Source organism: Vagococcus intermedius, from assembly GCF_029144185.1.
Lineage (GTDB): Bacteria > Bacillota > Bacilli > Lactobacillales > Vagococcaceae > Vagococcus_D > Vagococcus_D intermedius.
Map to the genome: position 1 here is coordinate 1,963,745 of NZ_CP110232.1, position 23,070 is coordinate 1,986,814.

Genomic DNA, 23,070 nt, shown 5'->3' on the forward strand with positions numbered 1-23,070 from the left:
GTACATTTTTCTAATTTCTTTATGCTCCTTAACTTTTTTAGATGAATTTTGAAAATTAAATTCAGATACATACTAAATTGTCTAAACAGGAAATGAAAATAGCCTTAATATTTTTTATAAACTGCCTCAAGCAATTTAGGTGCATCTCTCCTACTTTATTTAAACATATCTAGTGGATGAAATTTATTACTTTCCAGCGGGCAAGTGAACATATATTGATAAAGCAAAAATATTTTTCGTTATTTACTTAAATTCAGTAATGAAATTGAAATAAAAAAACACTTTCTATATTTTAGAAAGTGTTCAAATCAATCTAGAATCGTCCATAATCAAAATTTGTCGATTTCAATCATACCGATTAGAAACATGTACAAAATTTTATTAGTTATCACTGGTTTAAACATATGAGCTAACATTTTTTAAAGAACCATATTGCAAATGCTTAAAAAATAGAGTGGAAAATCCACTCTATAGAAAGTATAATTTTTTGGGGCCACTACAATACATTAAATTCCTTCTTTTTTGCCTTATTAATGATTCGTAGCACAAGCATCACAAAAGGCTCCTATTGATCCAGATGGGAAAAATAATCCACAATCTGGACAAGGTGACATTTTCTCTGAACAAGGCGAACAGAGTGGTTCATATCCAAAGGTTCTGTATTCACCTTGTCTAACTTTACATTTTACACATAGTTCGTCATACTCATCGTCAGCATCAAATGGTGACGATGTAGTAATAACTTGGTAAATTCCACCATATTCGTAGTCAATTTCGACATTGTCTAAATCAAGCATATTCTCTTCATTAAATACTAGATACGGACTTCCATCAGTATCTGTATCTATATCCTCATTTTCATTAATGGGTATGGTAATGTCCATCATGTAATTTATATATACATCATACCCGTAATCTATTTCGTTATCCCCATAAATCGTACATTTTGTCTCAACATCACAAATAGAGGTTAACTCAATACTCATTTTTAAGCAGTCTTCCTCATTTGAGACATTTACTTCTGTTATATCCGTATCAGTCAACTCATTAACATCTAATTCGGTGAAAGGTTCTTCCACGTAATTTGTAAAATCTCCATTACTAAATTCAAATGCCAAATCAAGTTTTTCATTTAATTCGTCTTCAATGTCACTAACCGTGATAAACTGTTTCACTTTATCTAATGCATTTAATGAATAATCTGTCACAATCAATTCAATAGTTTTATCATAACTTTGATTAATAAAATCTTCTGTACCCAGCATTAAATTGAAAAAGGTTCCTGTAAATAACATTTCAAAGTTAGCTTTGGGTAATCCAGTTACCTTTTCAAACTCTTCATTTAGCATTGTGTGTTTGTCTATTATCTTTTTATCCTCGTCTAATTCCCACCAATCACATTTTACATCACTCGTTATAAATAAAAGAGATTGTCTATCTGAATTAATCTTATCAAGAATCTCTTTCCAAATGATTAAATCTCCAAATTTTCTAATATCTGTTTCACCTTGCTTATCTTTTTTATTTTTCTTACCTTTTTCATCTTTTTTTTCTTTAGGTTTAGCATCCTTAAATCCAGGTGGTATATTTAACTCGTATCTTATATTTCCTTCAGTATAAATAGCTAACTTATCAAAAATATCGTAACCCTCCCCGACCTTTCCAGAACTTTTAAGTTCCTCTATAAATTCTGAAACAATCCCTGGTTGTCTATCCTCTACAATTGAACAAACTTGATTTTTATAAACAGAAACTATCTTTTCTAGTTCATCTATTTTAGATTCTAATTGACTACTTAAAGTTGGTACAGAAGGATAACTAAATTTCTCAGGATTTTTCAGTAAAGCTGAAATGTTTTGCTTGAATTTTCTTATAGATTCATTAATATTTTTTGGAAGTCTATCAATTTCTGTTTTCCGCGATGCCTCAACACTATGTTGGTTACGTTCTACTTCTACACTAACATGATTAGGTACCCATACCTTATCCAAGTTTATTTGGTAAGACTTTAATAAATTATGGGAATAAGCTCGATCGTGTTTGTATATGTCTAAGATAGCAGAACTATCCAAAACAATTAGAACCTCTTCTTGATTTAAAAAATTTATCAACTCTTCAGAATTTTTCAACATATTTTTTTCCTCCAACCTTATTTACTTTATTATCCATTTATATTATGAAAAAGACAACTCTTCTCTAGTATTTTTATCTTAGCCTCAATACTAATATTCCCTCTTAGAATGGGAATTTAGTCCCAAGTTTTATTCTTTAAACACATTCAAAACTTGCTCACTCAATTGCCAATGTTTTTTAGAAAGTTTATATAAAATCTCTTCAATATCCCATTCAGAGTCAATAAATGTTAATTTATTAACTGTTCAAACATACAGGCTTTTTTTATAATGACATGTTCTTCTTGTGGAGCAATTCCCGCAACTACGTGTGCATAATCAAAAGAGAAAACGCCTTTCATACGCCATTCTCTTTGCCATTAAAAATCATTTTCTACACTGACATGATTAACTAAACAACCAACAGTAGGAAAAGTAATATTTTCATCGGGTTTCTCTTTCCATTTATTAAATTGGTTACAAAATGATTTAATCAGATTTCTATTTTGAGCTCTAACGTAAATAACTGGATTAATCCCAAAACCATTTTCTATGCACTGTGTCTCTTTTAAAAAAATCAATCCATATGGTTCAAATCTCCTATTGTTGTGTACTAATGTCTTAACAACTACTTTTAAATATTCTAAAGGTGTTTCTGTAAAGCAAGTTATACTGAATTCCTTCTGCTGATTTTTCGATAATTTGGCTAATCCTTTATTAAAAATACAACAATAATTAGAAGCATTTATCTTGTGACCGTTTAGAATAGAGTTTAAATTATCCAACGCAGCTGACTCTATTGTACTTCTAGTTAAATGTGTTAAAAATCTAGATATATCCGTACGATCAGCTAAAGTGACTGCACTTTCCGCCATGTTTTCAACTCCTTTAAAAAATAAGATTCCCAAAAATATCCTTTTATTTTTCTACATAGATTTAATAATTAGACTTCCTCTTGCCAACAAACACTACACTGATAAGCAAGAATTATTAGCCAAACAAATTTAATCAAAAATTATTTGTAATATCTTTCTTCAAATGTAATCCAGAAATTACTAAATTTATGATTAGAAAACAAAGTCTTCAATCCTCCCGTTTGTTTTAACCGTAAAACCTCTTCTCTCTCCATTCCCAAATATTGCCCTATTTCTTCCTCTGTCCATCCCTGTAACAACAATGCTCATAGATTCAACATCATGTGTTACTCTTGCTCGATTGTGACGAATGGTTGATGCAATACGGTTACTTAAATCTTTTTCAATAATAGTTACCGGAATATCCGTCAAATTTAATCATTCTTTTGCAACGAGATATCGATAAAAACCGTCAACAATGATATAAACATCTTTTTCTTTACTGTATTAACAAACAATTGGTTGAGTGAACTTATCTTCTCTAATTGTGTGTTCTAACAATTCAAGCTCAGGTTTCGCAACACGGTTAGGGGTATAAAAAAATTTCTGAATTTTTTCGATTGAAATTAACTTTATATTTATAACAGGAAAATATATTTCACTCATGTTCTACCTCCTTCGTAAAAAATAGTAATTTTTAGTTTGTTTATATTGGATAAATTCGAACTCTTCCAATAATATCTTTTGTCGATCGTCTTCAACTGCCGTCTCAATTGGATGAGAGGAATTGCTGTTGATGGCTTTTATCAATTTTTTTAAAATTGGTTTTTCATATTTAAATTCATCCCTAACATTTTCAAAATACATTTCACCGAGGATTGTTTTCTTCTTCTGACAATCAAAAGACATGAACCCATTAACCATTTGATCTTTGAAAAGTAGATACCAAGTTGTCATCGATGTATTAACTAAATAAGGAAACTTATTCTGATAGATATCTTCAGCAAAATATTTTCCCATCAATCTATAAAAAATATCTTTTTGTAAGGCAGACTAAATATCATTAACTCCATATCTTCCTCCTAAATTTTTTCTTAAATTCTCTAACTGCTCGATTGGGTGAATCGTAAAAATTCAAACTGCCTTTGTAGTCGTCATAAATGGCATACAAATCTTTTGCATCCGCTTGAGTGAAACTATATTGTCGCGTTGATAAAGAAAAGTCATTTTTTTCTATTGCTCTAGCAATCCCTTTCCAGTTATGCCAAAACTTTTCATCATATTTCCGATCAGCAGCCTTTGCTTCATCAACAATATCAGCTATACTCATTCCAAAGTTTGTTTCGTAGTAATCCATTAATATTTTGATTTTTCTGTAGTAATGATCTCTAAGTGTTGGTGACACTAAACCAATTGATTCTAAAAGAAATACAACATACTCTTTCCATGTCATATGAGCTGGTTTTGATGTTTTAAAGTGCCTAAGTACAGAGGTTTGCGCGTATAACATTCCAAAATTTACACCACTCACTCTTTTAACAATTTTCTCCCACGTTGCAGGCTCGATTGCTGCATACATTGTTAGGCTCCTTCTTTGATGTAGGCCAAATGGTTGGCATATCCTCATCAAAGAAAGTGGGATACCTAATTTGCAACACTTCTCATAAAACTGATTCATTGGCCAATCATAATAAGCGTACACAGCAATTATATCTTCTACTGACCAATCATAAATAGGATACGCTTTAATCTAGTTTTCTAATGAAAGATTCAGCCAACTTCTATTGGCCCATTTATGCTTACCTTTGGTGATTGCAAAATATCTATTTAGACTTTCTTTCGTTCTAATTCCAATACAATACCACAAACAACTTTAATGTAACCTCTCGAATGAAAGACTATATCGATAATATTTTAATAGCTCGTGAAACTTTTAAATACACAGATAGTGGATCTGTAGGTCTTATGACGGATGATTACAATGTACTAGTATTGCAATCTAGCGGATCAATTTACACAATGAATGATAGATACACACCTTTAGAATTTTCACATTACTATTTAAAAGCGATGTTTCAAGAGATTATGGGATTTAATCAGTTTGATATTATTCGTGCACAAGGAACAGCTCTTTTAGACTCTGATACTATTTTAAAAACTGCAGCATCAGATATTAAAAATTTATTTAATGATTTTTATAACTCTAAATAAAACCCAATAAAAAAGTACCTACACAGTTGAGTAGGTACTTTTTCTTATATATTAACCTACTGACCCTTCCATTTCATACTGGATCAGGCGGTTTAATTCGACGGCGTATTCCATCGGTAATTCTTTTGTGAAGGGTTCAACGAATCCCATGACGATCATCTCTGTGGCTTCTGCTTCTGATAGACCACGGCTCATTAGATAGTATAGCTGTTCTTCTGAGATTTTTGAGACTTTGGCTTCGTGTTCAAGTGCTACTTGGCTATTGTGAATCTCATTAAATGGAATCGTATCACTCTTAGACTGGTCATCCATGATGATCGTATCGCATTCGATATGTGAAATTGAACCGGCACTCTTCTTACCGAAGGTAACTTGACCACGATAGTTCACTTCGCCACCATCTTTAGCGATTGATTTAGAGACAATCGATGATGAGGTGTTTGGTGCGTTATGAATCATTTTAGCCCCAGTATCTTGGATTTGACCGGCTCCTGCAAAGGCGATTGACAACATTGTCCCACGAGCGCCCGGTCCATCTAGGTAGACACTTGGGTATTTCATCGTTGTTTTGGCACCTAAGTTCCCATCAATCCATTCAACTGTTGCCCCTTCATAAGCTTTGGCACGTTTGGTTACAAGATTGTAGACGTTATCTGACCAGTTTTGGATCGTTGTATAACGGCAGTACGCATCTTTACGCGTAAAGATTTCAACAATAGCTGCGTGTAAACTGTTAGTTGAATAAGTTGGAGCAGTACAGCCCTCAACGTAATGAACGCTGGCACCTTCATCAACAATAATCAATGTCCGTTCAAATTGTCCCATGTTTTCACCATTGATACGGAAGTAGGTTTGTAATGGCACATCGCATTTGACCCCTTTTGGTACGTAAATGAACGTTCCACCTGACCAAACAGCTGAGTTTAGCGCCGCTAATTTGTTGTCAGTCGGTGGCACTAATTTTGCAAAGTATTCTTTAAATAAATCTGGGTATTCTTTTAAAGCCGAGTCAGTATCTGTAAAGACAATCCCTAATTTAGCAAATTCGTCTTTCATATTGTGGTACACCACTTCTGATTCGTACTGAGCTGAGGCACCTGCTAAGTATTTACGTTCGGCTTCTGGAATCCCAATTCTTTCAAAGGTTTCTTTGATTTTATCTGGTACATCGTTCCAATCACGAGCTGGCTCGTCACTGGCTTTTTTATAGTAAGTTAGGGCTTCAAAATCAATGTCTGATAAATCTGGTCCCCACTCTTGCATATGCATTTTATTAAAGGCTGCTAAAGATTTTAAGCGGAAGTCTAACATCCACTCAGGTTCTTGTTTCATTTCTGAAATTTCACGAACGATTTCTTCTGATAACCCTTTACCCGTTTCAAAGACTGACTCCACGTCATCATGGAAGCCATATTTGTATTCCTCTAGTTCGGGTACTTCAATTGCTTCTACTTCTTCACTCATAGTCGGGGCTCCTTTACTGTTTACTCTTTTTCACTGTCACAGTGACTGGCTTGTTCGACAGTTGTCGCTTGTTTGTCGATGAGACCTTTTTCTAAGGCTTTCCAACCTAACGTTGCACACTTGATACGTGCGGGGAATTTTGCGACACCACCTAGCATGGCAGCGTCTCCCAAAGCATCTAGTTCTGCCACGTCTTTTCCTTGAACTAACTCGGAAAATTGGTGGCTTAATTCTAGGGCTTTACTGATTGGTTGACCAATCACGACATCGGTCATCATACTCGCACTGGCGGTACTGATTGAACAGCCACTGCCTGAAAAACGGATATCTTGAATCACATCATCCTCATCTAAGACCAATTGTAATTGAATCACGTCACCACAAGTGGGATTATTCATTTCAATTTGGGTACTGGCCTCATCTAAGACACCATGATGATGAGGGTGGCTGGAATGATCTAAAATAACTTGGCGGTATAAATTATCTAATCTAGATAGGGCCATTGTTGAAAAACTCCTTTGTTGCGTTTAAAGCTGCCACTAATTGGTCAGCTTCTTCAAACGTATTGTAAAAATAGAAACTTGCACGTGCCGTTGATTGCACGTCTAAATAGCGTAATAGGGGTTGGGCACAGTGATGGCCAGCACGAACGGCGATCCCTTGCATGTCTAGCGCTGTTGCTAAATCATGGGGGTGAACGTCGTCTAAGTTGAAGGAAATCACAGCACCACGCTGTGTACTGTCAGTCGGACCATAAATCGTCAGACCTTCAATGGCTTGGAGCTTTGGTAAGACGTAAGCAGTGAGACGTTCTTCATAGGCATGAATCTCTTCTAAGCCAATGGCTGTCAAATAGTCTACCGCTGCACCTAAGGCAATCGCCCCCGCAATATTAGGCGTTCCAGCCTCAAACTTCCAAGGCAGTTCCGTCCAGGTACTAGTTTGGTCGTAGACAAAATCGATCATTTCGCCCCCAAACTCTATCGGCTCCATGGCTTCGAGTAAAGCCAATTTGCCATATAAGACACCAATCCCCGTTGGTCCACACATCTTGTGGCCACTAAAGGCATAGAAATCAACGTCTAACTCTTGAACATCGACTGGCATATGCGGCACGGCTTGAGCGCCATCTGCCACAATAATCGCTCCTTGTTCATGAGCTAAGTCCGCCAACTCTTTTAGTGGGTTAGTCACACCTAGAACATTTGAGACATGGGTGATTGAGACGATTTTAGTTTTAGGCCCAATCTTCGCTTTAGCATCAGCTAAATCAAGTTGTCCCTCTGGCGTCAGTTCTAAATAAACTAACTTAGCACCTGTTGCTTTAGCTACTTCTTGCCAAGGCACGATATTTGAATGATGTTCCATATAAGAAATCACAATCTCGTCCTCAGGTTTCAAATTGGCCAACCCATAACTACGGGCCACCCAGTTTAAACTGGTCGTTGTCCCACGAGTGAACAACACTTGCTTACTACTTGGCGCATTAATAAAGGCTCTGACTTTTTCACGAGCTGCTTCATAGTCAGCCGTCGCACGCTCTGCTAGGGTATGCACACCACGATGAACATTGGCATTGTCGCTCTCATAATAGTTACGAAGAGCCTCTAAGACTTGCTTAGGTTTTTGAGTCGTTGCCCCATTGTCCAAATAAATCAACGGCTCATCATTTACTTCTTGAAAAAGAATCGGAAAATCTTGTTTTAATGCGTTGGCATCAAGCATTAAGATAACTTCCTTTCGATAACCTCGGCTAATTCTTGTCTGACTTCTTTGACTGGGATCGCTGTTAAAACTGATCCTAGGAAACCACGGATAACTAAGCGTTCTGCTTCGACTTTTGGTAAGCCACGGCTCATTAAGTAATACATATCTTCTGGATCAACGCGACCAACAGAGGCCGCATGACCTGCCGTCACTTCATTTTCATCAATTAAAAGAATTGGGTTTGCATCGCCACGCGCCTCATCAGATAACATTAAGACACGGCTTTCTTGTTGAGCATCAGCGCCTTTAGCCCCTTTTAAGATATGACCAATTCCGTTGAACGTTAGCGTTCCTTTTTCACGGATAACCCCATGTTGTAAGATATGCCCAACTGAATGAGGGGCCATATTTGTCACACGCGTGTCAATTCCTTGGGTTTGACGTCCCGCACTAATGGCGACAGCTTTCACTTCAGAGTGAGCCCCTTCGCCAACTAAATCAGAGTCAAAATCAGCAATCACGTTGGCGTCATTCATCACACCAATTGCCCAATCAACTGAGGCATCACGCATAATATGAGCACGACGGTTCATATAGGCTGTAACGTTTTCACCTAATTGATCAATGGCTGAGAATTTCACACGTGCCCCTTGTTTAGCAATCACCTCGATAATGATATTGGCTGTTGCTTTAACATCGCCTTCACCCACTGTTTGGAAACGTTCTAAGTAGTTGAATTGACTGTTTTCATCAGCTAAAATCAAGACGTGTTTCACGAAGTTGGCTGTTGAAGCAGCATTGTGTAAGAACAAGGCTTCGATTGGCTCTTCAACCACGACATTTTTTGGCACGTATAAGAACATCCCACCACTCATAAAGGCAGCGTGAAAAGCTGTTAATTTATCTTCATCGGCTTTAACTGCTAATTGCATGTAAGCCTCTTTGACTAACTCACTGTGTTCTTGCATGGCAGTAAAGATGCCTGTAAAAATAACACCCTGCTCCATTAAACTAACTGGCATTTGTTCTGCAATCGTGATATTGCCATGTTGAACGAGTAAAGGGTTGTCTTTAGTAACATCAAAACTATAAACGCCTTCAAAATCAATTGTTTCTTCAAAATCAGCCACGTTTGTTAAATTCCAACGGTCAATTTTGACACGTTCGATTGCGGGTAAAGCTAAGTCAGCTATTTTGGCTAAAGCTGCTTGTCTTAGGTCAAGCATCCAGGCTGGTTCGCCTTGACTAGCAGAATAAGCTTGAATGTCCCCAAGATAAGTTGTTAAGTCTGTCGTTTTCATTTTATCTTGTCTCCTCTTCTTTTCTTAATCTTCTGATAGTTCAATTCCTAATTCTTGACTAATTCCAACGTAACCTTCCGCCTCTAAGCGTTTAGCTAAGTCAGCGCCACCAGTTTTAACGACACGACCATCCATCATCACGTGAACCACGTCTGGTGTGATGTAGTTAAGTAAACGTTGGTAGTGAGTGATGATTAGGGCACCAAAGTTCTCACCGCGCATTTCATTGACCCCTTTTGAAACCACTTTAAGGGCATCAATATCAAGACCTGAATCAATCTCATCAAGAATCGCAAAAGTTGGTTCTAACATTAATAATTGTAAGATTTCATTACGTTTTTTCTCACCACCAGAGAAGCCTTCGTTTAAGTAACGTTCAGCCATTTCTTCTGGCATATCTAATAGCGCCATTTTTTCATCTAGTTTTTTGATGAATGACATGACTGACATTTTATCGTCTTCATCACGTTTAGCATTGATTGAGGCACGCATAAATTCAGCATTAGTAATGCCCGCGATTTCACTTGGGTATTGCATCGCTAAAAATAGGCCAGCACGGGCACGTTCATCGACTTCTAAGTCTAAGATGTTTTCGCCATCTAACAAAATTTCACCTTCGGTTACCTCATAATTAGGGTTCCCCATGATCGCTGCTGACAAGGTTGATTTCCCAGTACCGTTTGGCCCCATGATGGCGTGAATTTCGTTTGTGTTCATTGTTAAATTAACACCTTTTAAAATTTCTTTATCTTCAATTGACACGTGTAAATTTTTGATTTCTAAAATAGACATTAATAATGACCTCCATATCAAATTTAATAGGTTACATAATCTCTTCTAGTTTAGCGTAATTGAGAATGAATTTCAATCTATCTGACCTAGAATGAATGATTTAGATGTTTTTTTTATTTTAAGTCCGATTCCAATTAGAATCGTTATAATTAATCAGCTCCCCTTAGCGACTAAGGAGAGCTGGCATATTAACTTAATTTTAATAGCATATCATTGTGGGGAATGTCATCTTCAAGATATGTCTCTGAGATTAATTCAAAACCAAAACGTTGATAAAATTCAAGCAGATAGGTTTGTCCTGAGATTTCAATATCACGACCCGGGTAGCGTTTTTTGATCTCATCAATCGTTGCTTTGACAATTTCTTTCCCGAGACCTTTACCACGTCCTGCTTCTGTCACCAAAACACGTCCAAAACTAATGCGTTCGCCTTTTTCTAAGATCCGTGTATAAACCACTAACTGGTTCTCTTCATAAGCACAGACATGTAACGTGTCATAATCTACCTCATCAACTTCTTGATAGGGACAGTTTTGTTCAACAATAAAAACCGCCACTCTCTCTTTAAAAATTGTCACTAGCTCTTGAGGTGTTAACTCGTTAGTATGTTTAATCGTAATCATCTTGTTTCCCTCCTATAGTATAGCTATAATAATGTTGGTCATTTGATTATACTACAAAGGGCTTTTAAGGTATAATCAAAAGTAACATTTTAGCCCTATTATTTTAATTAGAGAAAGTGAGTTTATGCTTATATGAAAATCTTGAAACTGCTAACGCATCGTGTGACTTTAGTAGTCTTACTTTTAGCACTACAACTTGTGCTATTATTTGGGTCTGTTTGGTATTTTAAAGATGACTTTGTTTATTTCTACATCGTCTATATTATTGTGTCCATCATGGCTGCCCTACATATCATCAATGGTCGGAGCAATCCTGCCTACAAAATCGCCTGGTTGATTCCGGTCATGGTCTTGCCCATCTTTGGTACGATTATTTATTTGATTTTTGGCCGCTTACGTATTCGTAAGAAATATCAAGAAAAAGCAAAATTAGTCTTACAAAAAGAACGAAATGCCATTGCTCAAACCATGCCTAACTTATTACCTGAGGATCAAAATCCTGACGCTATTTTTCAATCCACTTATATTAAAAATAACGGCGGCATGCCCATGTTTCAAAATACTGAAAGCAAGTATCTTCCTTTAGGAGAAGATGTCTTTGCCTCAATGTTAGAAGAACTTGAGAAAGCCGAAAAATATATCTTTATGGAATACTTCATTATTGAAGAAGGTAAAATGTGGGATACCTTACTTGAAGTTTTAGCTCGTAAAGCTAAAGAAGGCATTGATGTTAGGTTGATGTACGATGATTTTGGGTGTCTGTTTACTTTACCAGATGGGTATTACAAAAAAATTGAAAAGATGGGGATCAAATGTAGCGTCTTTAATCCTTTTGTTCCTGTCTTGTCCTCAATCTTTAACAACCGTGATCACCGCAAGATCACCTCAATCGATGGGAAAGTTGCTTTTACTGGTGGGATTAATCTTGCCGATGAGTACATCAATGAAGTTGAACGTTTTGGTCATTGGAAAGACACTGGGATCGTCATGCGTGGTGATGCTGCCTGGGGCTTTACCTTGATGTTTTTAACACTTTGGGATTTCCAACGAACAGAAGAACGAGACTATGCTGATTATTATCCAAGCTTTAAAGCAGACGAAAAAATAGAGTCAGTCGGTTACTACCAACCTTACACTGATATGCCTTTTGACAATGAAGCTTTAGGTGAAAATATTTACTTAAATCTAATCAACAGAGCGAAAGACTATGTTTACATTACGACGCCCTACTTGATTATTGACAACTTGTTGATGGAAGCTTTGTGTACTGCTGCTAAAGGTGGGATTGACGTACGCTTGCAGACCCCAAAAATCGGGGACAAGTGGTATGCCCATGCGTTAACTCGTTCAAATTATGAGCAACTCCTAGAAGCAGGCGTTCGGATTTTTGAATACACACCTGGCTTTATTCATTCCAAAACCTTTGTCGTCGATGACCAATATGCAACTGTTGGCACGGTCAATATGGACTATCGCAGTCTCTTCTTACACGTTGAATGTGGAGTCTGGATGTACCAAACGACTGCCGTAGCAGAAGTTTATCAAGACTTTGTGGAAGTTGAAAAAATTTGTGATGAAATCACGCTTGAAAAAGCGCGAGATATTAATTGGCTGACTCACTTAGGTCGCGCCGTCTTAAATGTCTTTGCTCCGTTAATGTAGTAACTTGTCGTTGTATTCAATTAAAAAGCCTATCTACTCACCAGCAAGTTGCTCGGATAAGTAGGGAGGCTTTTTTAATTGTTAGTTTAAACAAACACGATGTATAAAAAATTAATTTGCCACAAAGTATGAGACTATCAGCAGTCCTATAAAACCAAGTCCACCATCCTCTAACATATTATAAAAATTAAGCGTTAAACTAACCCTTCATAGTGGTTACCAAAAGTTTAGTAGTTGAGGTTATTTGTTATCGTCAAAAGTTTCTCTCATTTTTGATGGCTCGTTGAGTCGTTTGAAAATAATCCTTTTATCAAACAAAGTCCTTGATAAATGCAAGCGCTTCCTATATTCTTTTAATTAAGTATTAAAAAGAATATAGGAAGGTGACACCATGCAAAAAAGCGTCTTTGATACGCTAGCTAATCGTTATGATACACCAGAACGTCAAACTTTAGCTGGAATCATCAGCTCACACTTAAAACCCCATTTAGTTGGAACACCTGTTGGAAAATTGCTCGATTATGGAGCTGGGACAGGTCTTGTCAGCTTGCCTTTAGCCAATTTAACCAACTTTTTGCTCTTAGTTGATGCCTCTCAAGAAATGTTAACCCTAGCTGATCATAAAATTAAACAACTTGGATTAGGACAAACCCAAACCCTAGTGGCTGATTTTACCAAAACGTCACCAAATGTCCATGCTGACGTCATCTTAGTTTCACTTGTACTGTTACATATTCCAGAAACCGAAAATATACTACAAGCTTTTTACGACTGTTTAAACCCAGGCGGTCGCTTGATGATTGTTGATTTTGATAACAATCCCAACGTTAGCCATCCCTTGATTCATAGTGGTTTTAATCAAGAAGTCTTGCAACAACAATTAAAAAACGTTGGCTTTCAACAGATTAACAGTGCCACTTTCCATCAAGGAACTGCCCTTTTTATGAAGCAAGATGCTTCTTTATTTTTAGCGACTGCTTACAAATAAAAAAAGAACGCTAACCATGGCTTGGTTAACGTTCTTTTTTATTTAAACATATTGACGTTCTTCATCATTGTAAAAAGCTTTGTCGATTGTTCCGCCACCTAGACATTCGTCACCATCGTACAAGACAACAGCTTGACCAGGCGTTATCGCACGAACTGGTTCATCAAAAATAACTGTTGCTTTGGTGCGATCCTCCTCATCAAATCGAACGGTTACCCCAGTATCCGTTTGACGATAACGGAATTTAGCCGTACATTTGAATTCTAAAGGCCGTGTGTCATCCTCATACGTAAAGTGCATCTCACTTGCATCTAAATGTGTCGCATACAGTAAGGGGTGATGGAAGCCTTGACCCACATACAAGGTATTTGTTTTTAAGTCTTTGCCAATTGCAAACCACGGCTCTTGGGTTTTGCCACCACCGCCGATTCCTAGCCCTTGGCGTTGACCAATTGTATAATACATCAACCCAGCATGTTGCCCTTTGACTTCACCATCTTCTGTGACCATATTGCCAGGTTTGGCAGGTAAGTATTTGCCTAAGAACTCTTTGAAATTTTTCTCACCAATAAAACAAACCCCTGTTGAGTCTTTTTTCTTTGCAGTAGCTAGTCCTGCTTTTTCTGCTAACTCACGCACGACTGGTTTTTCTAAATGCCCTAGAGGGAACATTGTTTTAGCTAATTGTTCTTGAGACAATTGACTTAAAAAATACGTTTGGTCTTTATTATTATCAACCCCACGTAACATATGGGCACGCCCAGTTTCATCACGACTCACTTGGGCATAGTGTCCTGTTGCGACATAATCTGCCCCTAATTCCATAGCGTAGTCTAAAAAGGCTTTAAATTTAATTTCTTTGTTACACATCACGTCAGGATTGGGCGTGCGTCCACGTTTATATTCATCTAAGAAATACTGGAATACACGATCCCAATACTCTTTTTCAAAGTTTACTGAATAATAAGGAATACCAATTTGATTAGCTACTTTGGCGACATCTTTATAATCTTCAGTGGCAGTACAGACACCTTTGTCATCTGTGTCGTCCCAATTTTTCATAAAGATTCCCACTACATCATAGCCTTGCTCTTTTAATAATAGGGCTGTCACAGACGAATCTACGCCGCCACTCATGCCAACTACTACTCTAATTTTACTGTTATCTGTCATTTAATACACCATCATTTTCTTGAGATTCTGAAATTATCTACGATTTGAAGGTCGGATTTCAGTATGGTCTATTATAAGCTCTTTTTAATTTTTTTTCATCTCTTTTGACCATTTTTGTTATATTATACTAAATCTTATTACTTTTAAAGCTCTCAAATTAGAAACTTAAAGAAAACTGGCGTGCCTCACAGGCAGTTCCCTTAATAGCAACTTGGATCGCTACGCCTTGATACCATGCACTCACCTCGACCTTACCAAACCGATCTAGCGCATGCCCTTGACCAATCGTAAACCTTTCCTTAAAACTACGGGTGGAGCAATAATGTAAATCATAGGCACCTATCACTCCTGAGGCTGTTCCGGTCACCGCATCTTCTAAAACGCCTGCTTTTACTCCAGAAAAATGGCGAGCTTCATAACGTAAGTCTGATTTGTGACTAGGCGCAAAGGGATGAATCGAGGCTTCGGGATAAGCGGGTAAGAGTTTAGGAAATTGCTGATTGTCTGCTACCATCTGAGCCAATATTTTTGGTTCTTTGACTGGGACTAACAAGGTCCAGACACCTGTATAACCATAAACAATCGGTTTACCTGGCAAAAGATCTGCCACCTCTATACCTAGCTGCTGGCACAAACGCTCGCTCTCGCCGTCATAAGGAATAAACTTTGCTTCTTGCTGACGCATTGAGACCGTACCACTAGCACTTTCATACGTCACCTCTAAGATGCCAGCCTTTGTTTCGATTGTCAAGAGTTGATCAACTGGGCGCGATTCTAAATAATACCAAATAGCCCCAATAGTGCCATGACCACAGAGTGGGGTCTCTTTTTCAGGCATAAAGTAGCGTAATGTCACATCTGCTACCTGGCTTTTTTGGACAAAGACCGTTTCACTAAAACCTGCTTTAAAGGCAATAGCCTGCATCTCTTGTGATGTCAGCTTGTCTGCCTCTAAAACGACACCTGCACTATTCCCTTTTCCTGGGGTTTTAGTGAAGACATCAATCTGAGCAACCCAACAATAATTTTTATTCATCCGCGCTCTGCCTCCTCTCATTTCAATTGTTAGGGATCAAAAAAACTGCTGAACTCCTTACCTTAGAAGCTCAGCAGTCTCATATTTTTTTACTTAAGCCTCAACTTTTTCAAAGCAACCACGGTCAATCATACCATCCATTAAGAAATAAAATTTCTCTTGGTTCATTTTATGATTGTCACTTTTAAAAATATTCATGGCTTTCATCCCATTTGCCGTTGTAACAGACATTTTTAATTGTGAAACATCTTGAGATACCGTAATTTTCAACTTGAAACCTTGTTTACTCTGGGGTGTTGCATCCAGCGGACGGATTAATTGGAAATTTCCTGAATTAGTTTCCATAAACCCATTGTCGCGTAAGGTATATTTTTTAGTGTTTTCACCTAATTTATAAGTAACTGGACACCCTTCAACTGTTGCTTGCTCTGCAAATGCCATTTTCCTCACCTCTACTTGATTAATATAGTCATTATACCGATAAATCGATACTTCGTCTATCCTGAGTCCTGATTGCGCTTTTTAAACGACTGGCTTAACAGTCTTTATTTTTTTAAACGGTTGATAATCGGGACTAAGTGATCTAACATATAATCGATTTCTCTCGAGGTATTTCCCAACCCAAAGCTAAACCGCACTGATTCCGCCACCCGTTGGGCGTCCTTACCAAACATGGTTTCTAAGACATGTGAAGGATGCACATTACCTGCCGTACAAGCTGAACCAATTGAAAGGGCGATCCCTTTTAAATCCAGATGCATTAATAATAAATTGTTAGGTACTCCGCTAAACCACAGGTTGAGCACGTGAGCTGAATGTTGCTCTTGATCTCCATTCACTTCAAACTCAATACCTTCCGCACATAAACGAGTCAAAATTTGGTCATGAAACTCGCGATAAGTTAGTTGACGATGTCGTTTTTCAGTTTCTGTCAAAAGTTCGCTGGCTTTAGCTAAACCAGTAATAGCCGGTACATTTTCAGTCCCTGCTCGGCGATGTTCCTCTTGCTCACCCCCACGCATAAAAGGCGGTAAGCTGATGCCTGAACGGCAATATAAAAAGCCAGTTCCTTTAGGGCCATTAATTTTATGCCCCGTAGCACTCAATAAATCCAGATGACAAGCTTCAACATCAATTGTTTCTAACCCGTAAGCTTGAACGGCATCCGTATGAAAATAAGTTTGATGCTCTTGCAACGCCAATCCAATTTCTTTGATTGGGAAGCGAACACCGGTTTCATTGTTGGTCCACATCAAAGAGACTAAAATCGTATCCGGTCTTAGGGCAGCTAAAACATCATCAACGCTTAATAGTCCTTGCTCGTCTACCGGTAAAAAAGTTACCTCAAAGCCTTCTTCAACTAAGGCTTCCATGGGTCTTAAAACGGCTGGATGTTCAACTTTTGAGGTAATGATGTGCTTACCTAAATGTTGGCGACTATGAGCCGTTTGTATGATTGCCGTATTGTCACTCTCAGTGCCCCCACTCGTAAACATAATGTCATCTTCCTCAGCATGAATGCTCTGAGCAATTTTTTGGCGAGAAGTTGTTACGAGATGCTGGGCTTGGCGGCCTAATTGGTGGATGCTTGACGGATTGCCAAAAACAGTCGTCATAACATCGGTCATCGTCTCTATTACTTGTGGATGCATCGGAGTCGTTGCTCCGTGATCAAGGTAAATCATTGTCATCTTCTCTTCGCTTCTTCCCTATTTAATGTGATTTTATATTGGTTAGTATACCGCAACTAGTCCCTAGTTTCAAAAGAAATGACAGCCCTAACTTTTTGAAAGCTAACGTGACTATTTTTGAACTAAGTCCTAGTAAAAAATTATGTTAGTTGCTTTTTTAATATGCCTTTGGTAAGTTATTTATATGTTATAATGATGGAGATATTGAAAGGGAGGATTGACTGATGCAAGAATCATTAATTACAAAAAAAGTGATTGCTTATTCACTCAAAAAAATTATGCAACACACACCCTTTCAAAAAGTTTCAATCAGTCAGATTATGGAAGTTGCCGAAATCAGACGACAAACTTTCTATAATCATTTCCAAGATAAATATGAACTCCTTGCTTGGACTTACCAGCAGGACATTAGTGAAAATATTAGTGACTTCCTAGATTACGAAGAATGGGACAAGGTCATTTTCCGTATTCTGGATTATTTCTATCGCAATCAAGAATTTTATCGCAATGCCTTACAAGTCTCAGAACAAAATTCCTTTGACCATTATTTTTTCCAACATACGCAAGAATTATTGGAAACGATCATTAACGATTTGGCGACTCGACAACAGATTGAAAAGTCACACGATAGCTTACATTTTGGTGCTGAATTTTTTAGCCATGCCTTTGTCGGTATTACCAAGGAATGGTTACTAGGTGGCTGCAAATCCGAACCCCTTGTCTTAGCTGCTAAAACGTCCAATTTATTAGAACAATCCATTGATGGTCTTTTGAGTAGCCCTTAACTATATTCTTTTACTTATGATAAAAGCTTACGACTATAACTCATCGTAAGCTTTTTTATTTACCAAGCGTAAGTTAGCACCGGCTCTTTCAAGTAAGCCAACCAGCTTGGTTCTTTTAATTCTAAGAAAGTTAAAGAAACACCTGACATATTAGTTGAGGTCATAAAATTACCGACTTTTTTAAAACTAACCTCAATCTCTTCCAAAGCTAATAAGCGACGAACGTCATTAGCAAAAACATACAACTCCAATAGAGGGGTACTCCCTAACCCATTGACCATAATCGCCATCTTCATACCTGGATAACAACGATAATGGATTTTTAATTTATTAACCAATTCATTGGCCAATTTTTCTGAAGATTCAAGAGGCTCTGTCCGATAACCTGCTTCGCCATGAATCCCGATTCCAAAAGAAATATCTGAAACATCTAAAGAAAACTGAGGCACAGACGACCCCGGAACAGTCCCTGGTGCTAAAGCTACACCTAACGTATTCATGCTGGCAACAACCTCGGTTGCTAAGCTTGTTAAGCTAGCTAAATCAAGTCCATTAGCCGCTGCTGCTCCCACGATTTTATGGACAAAAACGGTGCCTGCTACACCACGACGACGTTTCTTAAAATTACTCTTTTCAATCGAGCAGTCATCATTGACAATCACATGAGCTACTTGATGACCATTTGCCTTAGCTAAAGCGCTTGCTGCTAAAAAATTAGCCACGTCGGCCTCAAAATTTTTGACAATCATAAAGACCCCGTTCCCTTGATCGGCCTGTTTAATTGCTTCAAAAATTTCAGTTGCTTCTGGAGGCGTAAAAATAGGGCCATTAATACTAGCTGCTAACATATTTTTTCCTACATAACCTGAATGAGCAGGTTCATGACCTGTCCCACCCCCACTAATGACTGCCACTTTGTTTGGCTCTATATGCTGACTAAGCATGATACCCGTCTGAGGAATCCGTTTTAAACAGTCATCATGAGCAAACGCAATCCCATTTAATAATTGTGTCACACTATCTTGAGGTTTATTCATTATCTTCTTCATTCTCTACACTCCAACTTCTTCTTAAAATAGGTCAGTTGTGTCCATCATCACGAGACACCCTCACAACCCATTACACATTATCTTCCCTCTATCTTAACATAAATAGGTGTGACTTCGTGGTAAATATTCATGGCTCTCACTAAAAAAACAGACGGTCACTTTGTAATGAAGGGAAAGTGGTCGTCTGTTTTTTTATATCTATCTTAACTTAAGTCTCAAGGGGGTTGATTCTTAAGCTAATTGTGCTTTTTTGTAGTCGCTACCGATCTTGTCAGCTGCCATAATAGCCGCTGCAACAGCCTCAACTTCGATTGGGAATGGCATTGAGTGGATTGATTCTTCAGGGATACATGCTTTTTCAGCAACTTCTAGCGCTTCAGCAAAGGTAATTGAGTCTACCCCAATGTCAGCTAGACAAACTGGTAAGCCAACTGATAAACAGAAATCTAATACTTCATACAATTCGTCAGTTTCAGCATTTTCTAAGACTAATTGACAAATTGTACTGAAGGCTACTTTTTCACCGTGGAAGAAGTGATGTGTGCCTTCTAAAGCAGTTAGACCATCATGGATGGCATGAATCGCAGCAAGACCACTACTTTCAAATCCTAAACCTGATAATAAAATATTAGTTTCTACGATATTTTCTAAGGCTGGTGTTACTAAATTATTGTCACAAGCAATTTTAGCATTATAACCATTTTCTAGTAATGTTTCATAACAAACTTTTGCCATTGTGTAAGCAGCAATTGTATTTTTAGCTGGTTTTGCTTCTCCTGTTAAGACACCACATGGTAAGCCAGCATTGACGTTTGAGTATGAATTAGCCGTTGCACGTGCTTCGAACATTGTTGACAAAGCATCACCCATCCCAGCAACTAAGAAACGAGTTGGCGCATTAGCAATAATAGTTGTATCAACCATTACCACACTTGGGCTTTGTTTGAAGTAAGCATAATCATCAAACTCACCTTCTGGTGTGTACATAACAGCAGAATGACTTGTTGGCGCATCTGTTGCTGCAATCGTTGGTACGATGATTAGGTGTTCGCCTTCAGCCACACATTTTGACGTATCAATGGCTTTACCACCACCTAGACCGATAATACAGTCTGTTTGATTTTCTTTAGCCACTTCTTGTAGACGAGCGATCTCTTGACGTGAACATTCCCCATTAAAGTCACTTGTTACAAATTTAACCCCAAATTTTTCAGCTGTTTCATCTAATTGCGTTTGAACACGCGCAATATCATCTTTATGAGCAATCAATAGAGCTGATTCCCCGAATGTTTTAACAAAATAACCTAAGTTTAATAATTCATTTTCACCTTGAACATATTTTGTTGGACAAATAAACGCTTTTCTCATTTGAAATTCCTCCTAGTTATGTATGGTAAATCTTTTATAGTTATCTGGTAAATCGTTTGAAAACACTTGTTATTTAACTTTTAGCGGTTGTAGCTGTTCATCAATCGCTTCAAAACTAGCACCAGCCTGTAATAAAGCTGCCGCTGTATAGCTACTTTCAACAAAAGCTGTGTCATATAAGACTACTTCTTTGTCTGACATTTCCATTGCCATTTCAAGGTTCATCTTAGCACTACCCAAATCATAGAAAGCTAGTAATTTATCCCCATCATTGGCTTCAAAGGCTTCAAGAATCTTTTCAAAACTTGTTCCGACACCTTCTTCTTCAGTCCCACCAGCAAAAGTAATTGACACATCTGGGGCAACTTCTTGTAATAAACGATTAATCCCAAAGACTAATTCTGGAACGTGTGAGACCATTACGACACCTAATTTACTCATCTTATACCACCTCTGCTTCTAATAATGTTGCAAATAAGTAACCACTTGAGACAGCACCGGGATCTAAATGACCAATTGAACGATCACCTAAATATGAAGCACGGCCTTTTGTCGCTTTAATATCTTTTGTCGCATTGACAATTTCTGTGATTTTATCAGCTGTCAATTCATCATTTTTCAAGGCTTCAATACTTGGCGCCCAAGTATCGACCATTGTTTTTTCGCCGACTTCAGCTTTCCCACGTTTTTGAATGCCTTCTAAACCAGCAGCTAAAATCTCTGCCATATCTTCTGAAGAAGTTGCGGCCTTAGCCATGCTGATGAATGCTGAACCGTATAAGGGACCTGAGGCACCGCCTACTTTACTGACTAATGTCATACCAGCTACTTTGAAAATATCAGCGGCTGTTTCAGGATTTTTTTCTAATAGAGCTTCTTGCATCGCTGTCGTGCCACGAGCCATATTCATGCCATGGTCGCCATCACCAATTGCCCCATCTAAGTCGCTTAAGTAAGCTTTTTCTGCATTAACTTTCACAGTAAATAATTCTAACCATTGTTTGATTTTTGTAACATCCATCATTTTTCTTCCTCTCTATCTGAATTGCTATCTACCAAGCAATTGTATTTACTTCTTGATTTAAGTTTGTTAACCACGCGTCGTCTTCTAAATGAATCATCGTTAATGACAAACCAGCCATATCGATCGCTGTCATATAGTCGCCCACTTTTTTGAAGGTAATAGTTAAGCCCTCTTTTTCTAATAACTGACGCACGTCATTAGCGAAAACAAATTGTTCCATTAATGGTGTTGCCCCTAAGCCATTAACTAGTAAGCCGTAGTTATCACCTTTTGACCAGTTAAATTGTTCTTTTAACTTCCCAACGATTTCTTCAGCTAAGACATGACTTTCCGCCACTTTTGTTTTACGATAACCAGGTTCACCATGGATCCCTACACCAAATTCTAATTCGTCTTCAGCTAAAGTAAAACCAGCATGACCCACTTCTGGAACAGTTGCGCCTGTCAAAGCAACGCCTAATGTTTTGATGTTCGGTACAATTTTATCAGCTAATTCTTTAACCTCAGCTAAGGTTGCACCATTATCAGCCGCTGCACCTAAGATTTTATGTACTAAGACTGTCCCGGCAACACCGCGTTTACCCGCTGTATATGTACTATCTTCAACTGCAATATCATCATCGACAATAATTGTTTCAACTTGAATATCTTCCATCTCTGCTAAATCTTTTGCCATTTCAAAGTTCATGACGTCACCTGAGTAATTTTTAATTACTAAGAGCACGCCAGCCCCTTGATCAGCTTCTTGAATCGCTGTTAAGATTTGATCTGGAGTTGGAGAAGTAAAGACTGGACCACAAACCGCTGCTGCCAACATCCCTTTTCCAACAAAACCCGCATGAGCTGGTTCATGACCACTTCCACCACCACTAACAAGTGATACTTTACCGGCTTCTAAGTTCTTACTAATAACGATACCGCTTTCATCAATTCTTGTAACTAAGTCTCCATAAGCATAAACTAGACCGTCAATCATTTCTGTTACGACATTTTCTGGTTGATTAATAATTTTTTTCATTTCCCTCAACGCCTTTCTCTTATCTTTATCTTGATTACATCATAACGTGAAAAGGCTTTCTAAGGAACGGACAGATTTAAAAATGTGTCCGCTTACTTTTGTGAAATAAAAAAATACTCATAGAAAATGCTTTAAAAACAAGCTAACTTAGCAGGCTAACTGAGGTTAACTACGTGCTTTTAAACTAAATTTTTTATGACTACTGTCTTAGTT

Annotated in this window: 22 protein-coding genes and 2 pseudogenes; 4 read left to right on the plus strand and 20 right to left on the minus strand. The window is 37.8% G+C overall.

Going from position 1 to position 23,070, the window contains the following annotated elements:
- Positions 1 to 530: 530 nt before the first annotated feature.
- The 5 genes and pseudogenes from OL234_RS09125 to OL234_RS09145 all read right to left on the minus strand — a co-directional run bounded on the left by OL234_RS09125 (position 531) and on the right by OL234_RS09145 (position 4,643).
- Positions 531 to 2,132 (minus strand): PIN-like domain-containing protein, encoded by a 1,602-nt coding sequence (locus OL234_RS09125; RefSeq protein ID WP_275468918.1) that lies wholly within the window; start codon positions 2,130 to 2,132, stop codon positions 531 to 533.
- Between the two features lie 359 nt (positions 2,133 to 2,491).
- Positions 2,492 to 2,986: a hypothetical protein gene (locus OL234_RS09130; RefSeq protein WP_275468919.1), complete on the minus strand. Its 495-nt coding sequence runs from the start codon at positions 2,984 to 2,986 to the stop codon at positions 2,492 to 2,494.
- A 140-nt stretch (positions 2,987 to 3,126) separates the two neighbouring features.
- Positions 3,127 to 3,631, minus strand: a pseudogene (locus tag OL234_RS09135) (ParB N-terminal domain-containing protein).
- Positions 3,632 to 3,634: 3 nt separating this feature from the next.
- Positions 3,635 to 3,985 (minus strand): hypothetical protein, encoded by a 351-nt coding sequence (locus tag OL234_RS09140; protein ID WP_275468920.1) that lies wholly within the window; start codon positions 3,983 to 3,985, stop codon positions 3,635 to 3,637.
- Positions 3,986 to 4,028: 43 nt separating this feature from the next.
- Positions 4,029 to 4,643 (minus strand): DUF3440 domain-containing protein, encoded by a 615-nt coding sequence (locus tag OL234_RS09145; protein WP_275468921.1) that lies wholly within the window; start codon positions 4,641 to 4,643, stop codon positions 4,029 to 4,031.
- A gap of 188 nt (positions 4,644 to 4,831) precedes the next feature.
- Between OL234_RS09145 and OL234_RS09150 the strand changes: the two are divergent.
- A pseudogene (locus OL234_RS09150) lies at positions 4,832 to 5,176 on the plus strand (NAD(P)H-dependent oxidoreductase); the annotation flags it as partial.
- Between the two features lie 51 nt (positions 5,177 to 5,227).
- Here the strand turns inward: OL234_RS09150 and sufB are convergent.
- From sufB to OL234_RS09180, 6 genes are all read right to left on the minus strand, one after another.
- A complete protein-coding gene (gene sufB, locus OL234_RS09155) occupies positions 5,228 to 6,640 on the minus strand; it encodes a Fe-S cluster assembly protein SufB (RefSeq protein WP_275468922.1) in 1,413 nt (470 codons plus the stop codon).
- 20 nt (positions 6,641 to 6,660) lie between these two features.
- On the minus strand, positions 6,661 to 7,143 hold the full coding sequence (gene sufU / locus OL234_RS09160; RefSeq protein WP_275468923.1) for a Fe-S cluster assembly sulfur transfer protein SufU: 483 nt from the start codon (positions 7,141 to 7,143) through the stop codon (positions 6,661 to 6,663).
- Positions 7,130 to 8,365: a cysteine desulfurase gene (locus OL234_RS09165; RefSeq protein WP_275468924.1), complete on the minus strand. Its 1,236-nt coding sequence runs from the start codon at positions 8,363 to 8,365 to the stop codon at positions 7,130 to 7,132. The genes sufU and OL234_RS09165 overlap by 14 nt, the downstream gene beginning before the upstream one ends.
- Positions 8,365 to 9,648, minus strand: a complete 1,284-nt coding sequence (gene sufD / locus OL234_RS09170) for a Fe-S cluster assembly protein SufD (RefSeq protein ID WP_275468925.1) — start codon at positions 9,646 to 9,648, stop codon at positions 8,365 to 8,367. Before sufD ends, OL234_RS09165 begins: the two co-directional genes overlap by 1 nt.
- A gap of 24 nt (positions 9,649 to 9,672) precedes the next feature.
- On the minus strand, positions 9,673 to 10,440 hold the full coding sequence (gene sufC, locus OL234_RS09175; RefSeq protein ID WP_275468926.1) for a Fe-S cluster assembly ATPase SufC: 768 nt from the start codon (positions 10,438 to 10,440) through the stop codon (positions 9,673 to 9,675).
- Between the two features lie 188 nt (positions 10,441 to 10,628).
- A complete protein-coding gene (locus tag OL234_RS09180; protein ID WP_275468927.1) occupies positions 10,629 to 11,063 on the minus strand; it encodes a GNAT family N-acetyltransferase in 435 nt (144 codons plus the stop codon).
- 132 nt (positions 11,064 to 11,195) lie between these two features.
- Between OL234_RS09180 and cls the strand changes: the two genes are divergently transcribed.
- Both cls and OL234_RS09190 read left to right on the plus strand, forming a co-directional pair.
- Positions 11,196 to 12,725, plus strand: a complete 1,530-nt coding sequence (gene cls / locus OL234_RS09185) for a cardiolipin synthase (RefSeq protein WP_275468928.1) — start codon at positions 11,196 to 11,198, stop codon at positions 12,723 to 12,725.
- A 391-nt stretch (positions 12,726 to 13,116) separates the two neighbouring features.
- Entirely contained in the window at positions 13,117 to 13,713 is a 597-nt protein-coding gene (locus tag OL234_RS09190; protein ID WP_275468929.1) for a class I SAM-dependent methyltransferase, read from the plus strand.
- A 42-nt stretch (positions 13,714 to 13,755) separates the two neighbouring features.
- Here OL234_RS09190 and mnmA read toward each other — a convergent pair whose 3' ends face one another.
- The 4 genes from mnmA to OL234_RS09210 all read right to left on the minus strand — a co-directional run bounded on the left by mnmA (position 13,756) and on the right by OL234_RS09210 (position 17,613).
- Entirely contained in the window at positions 13,756 to 14,886 is a 1,131-nt protein-coding gene (gene mnmA, locus OL234_RS09195; RefSeq protein ID WP_275468930.1) for a tRNA 2-thiouridine(34) synthase MnmA, read from the minus strand.
- Positions 14,887 to 15,043: 157 nt separating this feature from the next.
- The gene (locus tag OL234_RS09200; protein ID WP_275468931.1) at positions 15,044 to 15,922 is read right to left on the minus strand and encodes a PhzF family phenazine biosynthesis protein; all 879 of its coding nucleotides are present in this window, start codon (positions 15,920 to 15,922) and stop codon (positions 15,044 to 15,046) included.
- A 93-nt stretch (positions 15,923 to 16,015) separates the two neighbouring features.
- On the minus strand, positions 16,016 to 16,363 hold the full coding sequence (locus tag OL234_RS09205; RefSeq protein ID WP_275468932.1) for a DUF1831 domain-containing protein: 348 nt from the start codon (positions 16,361 to 16,363) through the stop codon (positions 16,016 to 16,018).
- 104 nt (positions 16,364 to 16,467) lie between these two features.
- Positions 16,468 to 17,613: a cysteine desulfurase family protein gene (locus OL234_RS09210; RefSeq protein ID WP_275468933.1), complete on the minus strand. Its 1,146-nt coding sequence runs from the start codon at positions 17,611 to 17,613 to the stop codon at positions 16,468 to 16,470.
- 224 nt (positions 17,614 to 17,837) lie between these two features.
- Between OL234_RS09210 and dhaS the strand changes: the two genes are divergently transcribed.
- Entirely contained in the window at positions 17,838 to 18,398 is a 561-nt protein-coding gene (dhaS, locus tag OL234_RS09215) for a dihydroxyacetone kinase transcriptional activator DhaS (RefSeq protein WP_275468934.1), read from the plus strand.
- 59 nt (positions 18,399 to 18,457) lie between these two features.
- Here dhaS and dhaQ read toward each other — a convergent pair whose 3' ends face one another.
- The 5 genes from dhaQ to dhaK form a co-directional block, all read right to left on the minus strand.
- Complete coding sequence (gene dhaQ, locus OL234_RS09220) at positions 18,458 to 19,447, minus strand: DhaKLM operon coactivator DhaQ (RefSeq protein ID WP_275468935.1); 990 nt, start codon at positions 19,445 to 19,447, stop codon at positions 18,458 to 18,460.
- A 231-nt stretch (positions 19,448 to 19,678) separates the two neighbouring features.
- The gene (locus OL234_RS09225; protein ID WP_275468936.1) at positions 19,679 to 20,815 is read right to left on the minus strand and encodes a glycerol dehydrogenase; all 1,137 of its coding nucleotides are present in this window, start codon (positions 20,813 to 20,815) and stop codon (positions 19,679 to 19,681) included.
- Positions 20,816 to 20,884: 69 nt separating this feature from the next.
- The gene (gene dhaM / locus OL234_RS09230; protein WP_275468937.1) at positions 20,885 to 21,256 is read right to left on the minus strand and encodes a dihydroxyacetone kinase phosphoryl donor subunit DhaM; all 372 of its coding nucleotides are present in this window, start codon (positions 21,254 to 21,256) and stop codon (positions 20,885 to 20,887) included.
- Between the two features lies 1 nt (position 21,257).
- On the minus strand, positions 21,258 to 21,836 hold the full coding sequence (gene dhaL / locus OL234_RS09235) for a dihydroxyacetone kinase subunit DhaL (RefSeq protein WP_275470146.1): 579 nt from the start codon (positions 21,834 to 21,836) through the stop codon (positions 21,258 to 21,260).
- A 31-nt stretch (positions 21,837 to 21,867) separates the two neighbouring features.
- Positions 21,868 to 22,857 carry a dihydroxyacetone kinase subunit DhaK gene (dhaK, locus tag OL234_RS09240; RefSeq protein WP_275468938.1) on the minus strand — a complete coding sequence of 330 codons (990 nt, stop codon included), beginning with the start codon at positions 22,855 to 22,857 and terminating at the stop codon, positions 21,868 to 21,870.
- Positions 22,858 to 23,070 lie beyond the last annotated feature (213 nt).